Below are 10,832 nucleotides of genomic sequence, written 5' to 3' on the forward strand. Positions count from 1 at the left end.
GGGCTCAGGAAGCGGTAGTGGACGCCGTCCACCTCACCCTCGCGCGGCGGCCGGTCCGTTGCCGTCACCGCGAAGTGCAGAGGCGCCTTCCAGGCAATCAGGAGGTCGCGGACGGAGTCCTTGCCGACTCCCGACGGTCCGGAGAGGATGAACAGCCTTGCCACGCGTCCGCCCGAAGCTCGCTAGTCCGGCAGCCCGGTCCCCGCCGCCGGCGTGCCGTCGTACTCGATGAAGGCCAGGGGCACCCCGCTCGTCGCCGAGCGGTGGACGCTGAATATCCGACCGCCTTGCACGGCAGGATGTACGTCGCCGGCCGGCAGCCCTTGCGCCTTCAGTCCCGCCTGCACGGCATCGATGCCCCGCACCTCGAACACGAAGCCTCCTACACGCCCCGGGCGCCTCTCCTGTGGCTGTGCGTCCGGCCGCGGCCCCGCCAGCTCCAGAATGCAACGACCGGCCTTCAGGAACGCCAGCCGCGTCGTCGTCGTGCGGTTCATCTCCCTGCGCGTGTGCAGGCCCAGATACATATCCCACTTCCGCGTCGCCTCGGCCAGGTCCGGCTGGCTTATGACGATGTGGTCGAAGCCCTTGATGTAAGGGTGCTCAGGGACCGGTTCGTAGGCCTGCGTCATCTCCACCAGCTCCACGCTCGGCCCGTCGAGGGCCTCGGGCGCGAGAAAGGCGAACTTGTAGTTCGGCAGGGCGCGCGGCTCCGCGCTCCGCAGAGGTACGCCCTTCGCCTGCAGCTCCGCCAGAGCCCCGGCGATGTCGTCCGTCTCCAGCGCCACGTGGTTCGACCCCTCCCACTGCTCGCGCGGCTGCTGCCGCACGGGCGCGTCCGCCGCCGGCTCAATCAGCTCGATGTGATTCTCGCCGGCGCACAGCATCGCCATCCGCGGCTGCTGGTAGACCACCGGCAGCCCCAGCCCGTCGCGGTATAGCTTCAGGGCCGCCTCAAGCTCGTTTACGTAGATGCCGATGTGGTGGACGCGGGTGATATTCATGGTTTCCGCAGAATACAGCGATCCGTGACTCCGAGCATGGGCCTTCGGTCCGGCTCGCGGCCGCCCTTACCGCAGCTGGTCCAGCGCCGCTTCCAGGTCGTCCGCGAGCGGCGCCTCGAACGACAGTGGCGCCCGCGTCACAGGATGCCGGAACTCCAGCCGCCAGGCATGCAGGAATTGGCGCCCGACCAGCTTCGACGGCTTCCCGTACACCGGATCGCCCGCCACCGGGTGCCCGATGGACGCCATGTGCACCCGGATCTGGTGCGTCCTGCCGGTGATCGGCGAAGCCTCGACGAGGGTGTAGCCGTCGAACCGTTCCCGCACCCGGTACAGGGTCTGCGCCTCCCTCGCGCCCGCCGCCCTGGAGCCCGCGGCTCGCACCATCATCCGCCGCCGGTTGTTCGGGTCCCGGCCGATCGGCGCATCGATCATGGCTTCGGGAGGCCAGAGGTCTCCCACTACTAGCGCCAGGTACGTCTTCTTCACCTCGCGTTCTTTGAGTTGCCGCGTGAGCCCGCGGTGCGCGGCGTCGTCCTTCGCCACGATGATCAGCCCCGACGTGTCCTTGTCCAGCCGGTGCACGATGCCAGGCCTCTGCACCCCTCCGATGCCAGGCAGGTCCGGACAGTGCGCCAGGAGCGCGTTTACCAGTGTCTGCCCCGAGTGTCCCGGACCGGGATGCACCGGCATGCCCGCCGGCTTGTCCACGACCAGAAGATGCGCGTCCTCGTAAACGATGCGCAGAGGTATGGCCTCGGGCTGAGGCGTCGCGCTCGCCGGCGGCGGTACGGTGACCTCGAACACCTCGCCGCCGCGCAGCTTTTCGCCGGGCTTCGTCCGCTGGCGGCCGGCTTCGCGTACGAAGCCCCTTTCGATGAGCCGTCGCGCCTGCGCTCGCGACAGGCCCGCGGCCCGCGACACCAGCACGTCCAGCCGCTCCCCGGGGCGATCGGCCGTTACCCGGACCTGCTCAGCCGCTCTCGCCACCGGAAGGCTTGTCCTCGCCGCGATGCCCCTCGCGCAGCACGAAGAAGCCCACGATGATCACCAGCCCGACCACGATCGACGAGTCGGCCACGTTGAAAGCGGGATAGTGCGGGAAGTGCACGAAGTCCGTGACCTCACCGAAGCGCAGGCGGTCCATGAGGTTGCCAATCGCCCCGCCGAGCTGCAGGCCCAGGGCCGCGCGCAGCAGGCCGTGCTCCAGCGGTGGGAACGCGTAGTAGAAGATGATCGCCCCCATGCCCAGAAAGGCCGTGATCGTCAGGAATACGCCCTGCCCCTGCAGGATGCCGAACGCTGCGCCCGTGTTCGTGACGTGCGTTATCTTTACGAGCCAGTCGTCGCTCGGCCACGACTCCCCTAACGACAGGTTGGCGCGGATAACAGACTTCGTGAGCTGATCGAACCCCAGCACCGCCGCCGCAATCAGAAAAAACGGCAGGTCGCGCTTCGCCCTGGCCACAAGCCAGCCGGAGCCGCCTTCACCGCCGCGGCGCTGCTCGATCCCCTGCTCCACTGAGGACATCAAGGCGAGTGTAGCATCCGGGAGCCGGGCTTTCGGACATTCTGGCATCGCGGAACAGGTGGCTTTCGCGCACTCCGGCCGTCATGCCGGGATGCGCGAATGCGCGAAAGCCCGAACCTGCTAGACTGGCGCCGGATTAAGTACTGCGGAGGTGGCGCAGGCGATGTCAATCTTCACGCGCAGGACTGCCGACCGGGAGAAGTGGGGCGACCGCCTTCCGCCCGGACAGAAAGACACCGGCGACGGCTGGCCCGTCCTCCACTACGGCGGCATTCCCCGCGTCGACACCGAAAGCTGGCGCTTCGAGGTCGGCGGCCTTGTCGAGGAGCCCCTCGTCTTCACCTGGCGGGAGTTCATGTCCCTGCCCCAGAGCCGCGTCCGCTCCGACATCCACTGCGTAACGGCGTGGAGCAAGTTCGACAACGACTGGGAGGGCGTGCTGTTCAAGGACGTCTTCGCCCACATAAAGCCGAAGGAGAACGCCAGGCACGTCATGGTGCACTCCTATGGCGGCTACACCACCAACGTCCCCCTTTCCGACCTCCTCCGCGACGACGTCATCTTCGCCCACAGCCACAACGGCCAGCCGCTGACCAAGGATCATGGCTGGCCCCTGCGTCTCGTCGTCCCGCACCTCTATTTCTGGAAGAGCGCCAAGTGGGTGCGCGGCCTCGTGTTCATGGACCAGGAAAAGCCCGGCTTCTGGGAGATGTACGGCTACCACATCCGCGGCGACCCCTGGAAGGAAGAGCGCTACTCCTAGCCCTCCGTCATAACGGGTCAGGCAGGGAGAGTCCGGCAGCTGAGGAGGCGGCTCCCGGGTGAGGAAGCCGCCCCTGGTCCGGCGTGCTGGCTGGCGCCTAGAACAACAACACGAGCAGCAGCACGATCAGCACCAGCGCCACAAGGCCGCCCGCGCCGTAGCCAGCGTATGCATGGCCGCTCTCCGACTTCAGCTTCCTCATTGGATGCACCTCCGGTTCTCAAGCGGCAGGCGCCGCCTCTTCGTCCCAGCTTGGCGGCGCCGGCGTAACGCGCCCACAACAGGGCCGCAACTGGCGTTTCAGTCGCAGCAAACACTACCGGCAACCGCCGCCGTCACCCGCCTGCTGCCGCGGCCGCGTTCCCGCTGCTGAAGGCTGGCGGCCGATTGCTGCTAAGATGGCGGTATCAGCGCCCCCCGGGGCAATCGGAGGACAGCGCCAACCGGGGCCTAGACCCCGACACGATGGACGCCGGCTTAGGCCTAATAGCTCTCATCCTGGCGGTTCTCGCGTTCGCCGTCGTCAACAGCGTCGAGATCGCGGTCGTCGCCGTGAACCGGCTCAGGGTCCGTCATCTCGCCGAGACCGGCAGCCTGCGGGCGAAGGCGTTGCTCGACCTCCACGAGCACCAGGAGCGCTTCTTCGCCGCCATCGTCTTCCTCCAGAACGTCTTCAGCTACGGTGCTGCCCTGGCCGGCGCGCTGGTGGCCAACGACTCCTTCGGCGCCCTGGGCGGCCTGGCCGCCTTCATCGTCGTCCCCTACGTCATCACCCAGTTCGGCGAGCTCACGCCAAAGGTCCTCGCCGCGGAAGCTCCGGAGGGCTTTGCCCTGGCCATCGCCCTGCCCGCAAGCGCCCTCACCCGCGTCCTCGGCCCCATCGTCTGGGCTCTGGGCATCATCCCCCGGCTCCTCTCGCGCTGGGTATTCGGCGTCCGGCTGGGAGCGGGCCCCTCCGTGACGGAAGCCGAACTGAGGATGCTCATCGGCATCGGCGCCGAGACCGGCTCTGTCGAGGAGGCCGAAGCTGAGCTCCTTGACCGGGTCTTCCACTTCGGCGACCGGCGCGTCCACGAGGTCATGGTCCCTCGTACCGAGGTCGTCTGGCTCGAAGCCGACGCAACCGTCGCCGACTTCTACCGCGTGTTCGCCCAGAGCCCCCACTCGCGCTTCCCGGTCTTCGAGGAGAGCCCGGACCACGTGGTCGGCGTCGTCGGCATCAAGGATGTCCTCCACGGCATCGCCGAGGGCCGCATGACCCCCGAGAGCCGCGTGCGGGAAGTCATGCGCCCGCCTTTCTTCGTGCCCGAGACCAAGCTCGTGGGCGAGCTCTTCCGCGAGATGCAGGCGAACCGCACCCAGCTCGCCGTTGCCGTAGACGAGTTCGGAGGCACCGCGGGCATCGTTACCCTGGAGCAGCTACTCGAAGAGATGGTCGGCAGAGTCGGCGACGAGCTCCGCCCGCCTGAGGTCGAGATCAAGCCGATCGACGCCGAGACGGTGCAGGTCGATGGCTCCCTGAGCATCGAAGAGGCCCGCGAGGAACTCGGACTCGACATCCCCGAAGGCGACTACGACACGATCGCTGGCTACGTCCTCAGCCTCCTCGGCCACATCCCGAGCGAAGGCGAATCGGTCCCCATCGACGGGCACCGGATCAAAGTCGTCGAAATGCGCGGCGCAAAGATCGAGCTCCTGCAGGTAACGCGAGCATGACCCGGGAGAGGGTTGCCGTCCGCTTCAGCCGCGATGCATCCCTCGCCAACGCATCTCAGACCGACATCCTCCAGGCATGGGCTGAAGCCCTGCGCGCCTCGCGCCTCCCCGTCGAGCTCACCACCGGGCGCTCACCGCGGCCCCGCTTTGCCCTCGCCGCGCACCTCCCCGCGGGCTATACCTCCGAGGCGGAATGGGCCGAAGTGAGCCTGAGCGAAGACGTCGAGCCATCTCGCGTCGTCGACGCCCTGGCATCCACGCTCCCGCCTTCGATGCGCCCTCTTGAGGCCCGCCGCATGAGCCCCGGCGAGCCCAGCCTACACGCGCAGCTCAAGTTCGCGGAGTATCGGGTTGTACTCGGCGCCCCTGCCCGTGCCGCCGACCTCGAAAGGAGGATCGACGACTTCTTCGCCCGCCGCTCCTTCGAGTGGGAGGAGTCGTTCGACGGGCGGGTCAAGCACTTCGACCTCCTGGCCCTTGTCGACGACCTCTGGGTCGAGCAGTCCGAGGGCGGCCTCGCCTTGGGACTGCGTCTCGACGCCTCCACAACCGGCACGGGCCGGCCCGATTCCGTCCTTGCCGGCCTCGGGCTTACCGACATCGCTTCGCGGCACCGCACGCGACTCATCTTCTCCTACCTGCCCGAAGCCGTGCTCCTCTGGCGGCGCATCGGCCGCTTTCTGAACGAACGGCCGGAGCGTTAGCGTGCAGGTCATCCTCGTCCGGCACGGCGAGACCGCCTCCAACCGCGACCGCCTCGCCCTGGGCCGAAAAGACGTCCCCCTCAACAGCCTCGGCCTCGCCCAGGCGGCGCGCCTGGGCAAGGCCATCGCCCTCGAGCGCGCGGCCGGCACAACCTTTGCTGCCGTCTACTCCAGCCCCCTCGTCCGCGCCCGTCAGACCGCAGAGGCGATCGCCACCGCGCTCGGCCTCGAAGTCACAGAAGCGCCTGAGCTCATCGAGATGGATGTCGGCGAGATGGACGGCCTCACGGGCGCCGAATTGCGCGAACGCCACCCCGAGTTCCTGCGTTCCTGGTGGGGCCCGGAGGCCGGCATCGTGAGGATGCCCGGCGGCGAGAGCCTCCAGGAAGTGCAGGACCGCGCCTGGCCCCTCATCGAGCTCGTCCGCGACACTTACCCAGCCGAGGCCGCCGTCATCGCTGTCTCCCACAACTTCGTCATACGCGCCCTCATCTGCCGCGCCCTCGGCATCGACCTCGCCGACTTCCGCCGCTTCGAGGTCGGCCTCGCATCCACCACCCGCCTGGAATTCCGCGGGCCGCGCACCCTCATCACCAACCTCAACGATGTCTGCCACCTCGCGGGCCTGGAGACAGAGCCCGAGTACTGGCCCCGAAAGTAGCCGGCGCGTCCCGCCGCTCGGCCCTACCGTCCTCCCGCTTGAGGCTGAGGTATGATCCCCCAAATGCAGGGGCGCCTGGGACGGTGGCTCAAGTTCCTCCTCGCGCTCGCCGTCAGCATCGCCTTCAGTGCCCTCTTCCTGCTCAGCACCGACCTCGGCGAAGTCGCCGATGCGCTGGCTAGCGCCGACTACCTCTACGTCGTCCCCGGCCTCGCCCTCTTCGTCGTCTCGGTGGTCGCCCGCGCCGTCCGCTGGCAGTACATGTTCCGCCCGCGCGACATCCCCTGGCCGGGGCTCCTGCCCTCGCTCCTCGTCGGCTACGCCGGCAACAACCTGCTACCTCTGCGCGCCGGCGAGCTCCTCCGTGCCCAGCACCTGGCCGACCGCGCCGCCGTCCCTCGCATGGTCACCTTCGGCACCTTCATCATGGAGCGCCTGTTCGACTTCATGGTGCTGTCCACCTTCGTGCTGTGGGGCGTGCTCCTCTCGGACGTTTCCGGCGCCTATCTCGGCCTCGCCCTGCTTCTCGCCGGCGGCACCGCCAGCGGCTTCGTCGTCGCGCTCGTGCTCGCGCGCCGCCCGGCGTTGCTCTCGAAGCTGACCGCGAGGCCGTGGCCGCTCGTGCCGGAACGCATCCGCCTCGAGCTTGGCTCGCTCACCGAGTCCTTCTTCTCCGGCTTCTCCTGCCTCACCAGCCTGCGGCGCTTCCTCATCGTCGCGTTGATGACCGCGGTAGCCTGGGGCTTCGAGCTGTCGATGTACTGGGTGGTCAGCGAAGCGTTCGCGCTGGGCGCCGGATTCATCACCATTGCCTTCGCTGGCGCCGCCGCCAACGTGGCCATGTCCGTGCCCTCGGCCCAGGGAGGTGTCGGCCCGTTCCAGTACTACGCCAGAGAGGCCCTGCTCCGCTTCGATGTCGCGGGGCCGGCCGCGGCCGCCTACGCCGTGGCCCTTCACATCTTCCTCGTGGCGCCCGTCAGCCTGGTCGGCCTCCTCGTCCTCTGGCGCTCCACCCTGCCATCGAGCGCCGCCAAGCCCGCCGTGGCGGAGGGGGCAGAGCAGCGCTGACCGGCGTGGCCCTTGCGCACCGTGGTATAAAGTGAATGACCGTTCCGTTTTTTCTCGCCCGCCGGGTGCAGGCAGAGGGTGTGTCGGATGCCGAAAGTCCTCCCCGCTTACCTCGAACAGCGACGTAAGCAGATTCTTGAGTCCGCCGCCGCCTGCTTCTTCGAGAAGGGCTTCCACCAGACCAGCATGCAGGACATCTGCGAACGGGCTGACCTCAGCCCCGGTGCTGTCTACCGCTACTTCCGCAGTAAAGACGACATCATCGCCGCCATCTGCGACGAGGCGAATCAGCAGGACCTGGCCCTCATAGAGGCGATCACCGCGGGCGGCGACGCGGTTGCCGTGCTGGAGGAGCTGGGCCGGACCTTCCTCAACAGCCTCACCGAGGAAGACGTCCGGGGCCACGTTGCCATGGTCGCGGAGGCGCCCCACAGCCCCCACATCCGCGCCACCGCCCGCCGCGGCGCCGAAGCAATCACTGCCGCCTTCGCGCGCTTCGTCGAGGAGGCGCAGGCCCGGGGCGAGGTCAACCCCGGCCTTGACCCTGAGGGCGTCGCCCAGGTGATGTGCGCCCTGTACCAGGGCTTCGTCGTCCAGCGCCAGGTCGACCCCGCGGCCGACCCCGTGCGCTTTTTCCGCGCCGTCATGACCATTTTCCGCGAGGGCTTCTTCACCCCGGATTCACTGAGCGGCCCGGCCTCGCGCCAGATTGTTAGCCAGGTCACAGATTGATTTGCTCCCCGCCCCGGGAAGTGGTTGCCATCCGGCGGCGCGCCTGCTAAAAAAGAGGGAGCATTCGTTTTTCTTGGCCCGATGCTTCGTCCTTGTCGAGATTCCGCTGGTTCGTTCGTCGCCTTGATCGCAGCCAGCTTCCGAAGGGAGACCTGAAATGGCACTCGGCACCGCCAAGCTTGCACGCGCCAGCGCCCGCCATCCTTGGCGCGTCGTCGTCCTCTGGGTCGCCGCCCTGGTGGGCTCTTTCGCCCTCATCGGCGCCCTCCTGCCCGGCGCGCTGACCAACGAGGCCGACGTCACTACCGACCTCGAGTCCGAGCGCGGCCAGAAGCTCATCGAGCAGCTCCGCGGGCCGTTCCGCGTCCACGAAGCGATCCTCGTCGAGTCGCAGACGCTCACCGTGGACGACCCTGCCTTCAAGGCCTACGTCGAACAGCTCCACGCGGGCATCGCCGCCCTTGGCCCCGAGATCGTCGAGCAATCCACCAGCTACTACATCAGCAACGACCCCTCCCTCGTCTCGACCGACCGGCGCACGACCCTCATCCCGCTGGTCATGGCCGGCGACATCGATGACGCCACCAAGAACATCAAGGACGTCCTCGCCGTCATCGAAAAGGCCAACGAGACCGACCGCTTCCACGTCTTCGCTTCCGGCTTTGCCAGCGTCAGCGAAGACTTCAACAAGGCCCTGGAAAAGGACCTGCAGCGCTCCGAGTTCGGCACCCTCCCCCTCGCCCTGATCATCCTGATCGCCGTCTTCGGCGCGGTCGTGGCCGCCTTCATCCCGCTGGGCCTCGCCTTCGCCGCGATCATCGCCGCCGTAGCCCTGACCGCCATCATCGGCCAGCAGTTCAAGTTCACCTTCTTCGTCACCAACATGATCCTGATGATGGGCCTGGCCGTCGGCATCGACTACTGCCTCTTCATCGTCTCGCGCTTCCGCGAGGAGCGCGCGCGCGGCCTCGACAAACTCGACGCCATCTCTGTCGCCGCCGGCACCGCCGGGCGCGCCGTGCTGTTCAGCGGCCTCACCGTCGTCGTCGCCCTGACCGGCCTGCTCATCGTCCCCCAGACGATCTTCCGCAGCCTCTCAGGCGGCGCCATCCTCGTGGTCCTCGCATCCGTGGCGGCGTCGCTGACGCTCCTGCCGGCGCTCCTCAGCCTGCTCGGCGACAGGGTCAACAGTCTCCGCATCCCCTTCGTCCAGAAGGCGCAGAAGGCTTTCGATGAGCTGGCGCCAGGCGGCTTCTGGGATCGCGTCGCCCACACGGTCATGGGCCGCCCGGTGATCAGCGTTGTCGCCGTCACTGGCCTCCTCGTGGCCGCCTCGGTCCCCTACACCGACATCGAACTGGGCTTCGCCGGCCTCAGCACGCTTCCAGATAGCTTCCCGTCGAAGCAGGGCTTCCTCCGCCTGCAGGAGAAGTTCGCCGGCGGCCAGGTCTACCCGGCCGAGGTCGTGATCCAGGGCGATGTGGATTCGCCCGCCGTCCAGGGCGGCATCGAGCGCCTCAAGGCCATCGTCGCCCGGGACCACGTGTTCGGCCCCTCCCAGCTGGAGAAGGACGCCAGCGGCGACCTGGGCGTGCTCTCGATCTCGCTCGCGGCCGACCCGAACGCCCGCCTTGCCACCGACGCCATCGAGCGGCTGCGGGAACAATACATCCCCCAGGCCTTTCAGGGCGTAGACGCCGAAGTCCTCGTCGCGGGCCTTGCCGCCGAGAACCTCGACGGCTACCAGATGACCGCCCACTACCTGCCGATCGTCGTCGCCTTCGTGCTCGGCCTCAGCTTCATCCTGCTCACGATGGTCTTCCGCTCCATCGTGGTGCCGGCGAAGGCCATCGTGATGAACCTGCTCTCGGTCGGGGCCGCCTACGGGCTAATAGTCCTCATCTTCCAGAAGGGATTCGCGAAGGACCTCCTCGGCTTCCAGCAGGTCGAGTCCATCGAAGCCTGGTTGCCGCTCTTCCTGTTCTCGATCCTCTTCGGCCTCTCGATGGACTACCACGTCTTCCTCCTCAGCCGCATCAAGGAGCGCTACGACCTGACCGGGGACAACACCGGCGCTGTCGCCTTCGGCCTGCGGTCTACTGGCCGCCTCATCACCGGCGCAGCCCTGATCATGGTCACCGTCTTCGGAGGCTTCGCCATCGGCGACCTGGTGATGTTCCAGCAGATGGGCTTCGGCCTGGGCGTCGCCGTGCTGGTCGACGCCACGGTCATCCGCAGCGTCCTGGTGCCCGCGTCCATGAAGCTGCTGGGGCGCTGGAACTGGTATCTGCCGCCCGTCCTGCAGTGGCTCCCCCACGTCGGCATCGAGGGTAGCCACGCGGCGCCTACCCGGGCCCTGGCCGCCGAGCCAACAACGGGCGGCGGCTAGCACCCCGGCACCCCGCAGGAAATGAGGCCTCCGCCAAGCGGAGGCCTCCTCCGTCTCCAGGGCCGGCGGCTGGCAGGGCCACGGCGCCTCTGGCCCGCGCGGGCGGCCGATACGCCCCAAAACAAAGGAAGCTCCTCTCATCGAGGAGCTTCGCTCACCCTGCCTGGAAGGCGTCTACTCGTCTCGGATTCGAGCCTTGATTTTGATCGCCAGCTGCGGGTTCGGTGGCAACCCGTGCGTCTTCGTGTGCTCCTGCATGAGGCT

General features: G+C 67.8%; 10 protein-coding genes. 7 read left to right on the top strand and 3 right to left on the bottom strand.

What is annotated here, in order from left to right:
* Nucleotides 1-182: 182 nt before the first annotated feature.
* The 3 genes from VNN10_11255 to lspA all read right to left on the bottom strand — a co-directional run bounded on the left by VNN10_11255 (nt 183) and on the right by lspA (nt 2,535).
* Nucleotides 183-1,004, bottom strand: a complete 822-nt coding sequence (locus VNN10_11255; GenBank protein ID HXH22600.1) for a VOC family protein — start codon at nt 1,002-1,004, stop codon at nt 183-185.
* A 66-nt stretch (nt 1,005-1,070) separates the two neighbouring features.
* Entirely contained in the window at nt 1,071-1,994 is a 924-nt protein-coding gene (locus tag VNN10_11260; protein HXH22601.1) for an RluA family pseudouridine synthase, read from the bottom strand.
* Nucleotides 1,978-2,535, bottom strand: coding sequence for a signal peptidase II (lspA, locus tag VNN10_11265; protein HXH22602.1), 558 nt, complete (start codon nt 2,533-2,535; stop codon nt 1,978-1,980). Before lspA ends, VNN10_11260 begins: the two co-directional genes overlap by 17 nt.
* Before the next feature lie 163 nt (nt 2,536-2,698).
* On the opposite strand from lspA, the gene VNN10_11270 reads away from it, so the two are divergent.
* The 7 genes from VNN10_11270 (at nt 2,699) to VNN10_11300 (ending at nt 10,568) form a co-directional block, all read left to right on the top strand.
* A complete protein-coding gene (locus tag VNN10_11270) occupies nt 2,699-3,298 on the top strand; it encodes a sulfite oxidase-like oxidoreductase (protein HXH22603.1) in 600 nt (199 codons plus the stop codon).
* Between the two features lie 465 nt (nt 3,299-3,763).
* Nucleotides 3,764-5,014 (top strand): hemolysin family protein, encoded by a 1,251-nt coding sequence (locus tag VNN10_11275; GenBank protein ID HXH22604.1) that lies wholly within the window; start codon nt 3,764-3,766, stop codon nt 5,012-5,014.
* Nucleotides 5,011-5,718, top strand: coding sequence for a TIGR03936 family radical SAM-associated protein (locus VNN10_11280; GenBank protein HXH22605.1), 708 nt, complete (start codon nt 5,011-5,013; stop codon nt 5,716-5,718). Before VNN10_11275 ends, VNN10_11280 begins: the two co-directional genes overlap by 4 nt.
* A gap of 1 nt (nt 5,719) precedes the next feature.
* Nucleotides 5,720-6,379, top strand: coding sequence for a histidine phosphatase family protein (locus VNN10_11285; GenBank protein HXH22606.1), 660 nt, complete (start codon nt 5,720-5,722; stop codon nt 6,377-6,379).
* 63 nt (nt 6,380-6,442) lie between these two features.
* Nucleotides 6,443-7,447: a lysylphosphatidylglycerol synthase transmembrane domain-containing protein gene (locus VNN10_11290; protein HXH22607.1), complete on the top strand. Its 1,005-nt coding sequence runs from the start codon at nt 6,443-6,445 to the stop codon at nt 7,445-7,447.
* An 87-nt stretch (nt 7,448-7,534) separates the two neighbouring features.
* Complete coding sequence (locus tag VNN10_11295) at nt 7,535-8,179, top strand: TetR/AcrR family transcriptional regulator (protein HXH22608.1); 645 nt, start codon at nt 7,535-7,537, stop codon at nt 8,177-8,179.
* 157 nt (nt 8,180-8,336) lie between these two features.
* Nucleotides 8,337-10,568 (top strand): MMPL family transporter, encoded by a 2,232-nt coding sequence (locus VNN10_11300; GenBank protein ID HXH22609.1) that lies wholly within the window; start codon nt 8,337-8,339, stop codon nt 10,566-10,568.
* The last annotated feature ends 264 nt before the right edge of the window (nt 10,569-10,832 follow it).

The organism is Dehalococcoidia bacterium (genome assembly GCA_035574915.1).
Taxonomy (GTDB): Bacteria; Chloroflexota; Dehalococcoidia; order DSTF01; family WHTK01; genus DATLYJ01.

Coding starts and splice junctions, on each gene's coding strand:
- VNN10_11275 (HXH22604.1), top strand. CDS start 3,764: ATGGACGCCGGCTTAGGCCTAATAGCTCTCATCCTGGCGGTTCTCGCG.
- VNN10_11300 (HXH22609.1), top strand. CDS start 8,337: ATGGCACTCGGCACCGCCAAGCTTGCACGCGCCAGCGCCCGCCATCCT.
- VNN10_11270 (HXH22603.1), top strand. CDS start 2,699: ATGTCAATCTTCACGCGCAGGACTGCCGACCGGGAGAAGTGGGGCGAC.
- VNN10_11255 (HXH22600.1), bottom strand. CDS start 1,004: ATGAATATCACCCGCGTCCACCACATCGGCATCTACGTAAACGAGCTT.
- VNN10_11280 (HXH22605.1), top strand. CDS start 5,011: ATGACCCGGGAGAGGGTTGCCGTCCGCTTCAGCCGCGATGCATCCCTC.
- VNN10_11290 (HXH22607.1), top strand. CDS start 6,443: ATGCAGGGGCGCCTGGGACGGTGGCTCAAGTTCCTCCTCGCGCTCGCC.
- VNN10_11295 (HXH22608.1), top strand. CDS start 7,535: ATGCCGAAAGTCCTCCCCGCTTACCTCGAACAGCGACGTAAGCAGATT.
- lspA (HXH22602.1), bottom strand. CDS start 2,535: ATGTCCTCAGTGGAGCAGGGGATCGAGCAGCGCCGCGGCGGTGAAGGC.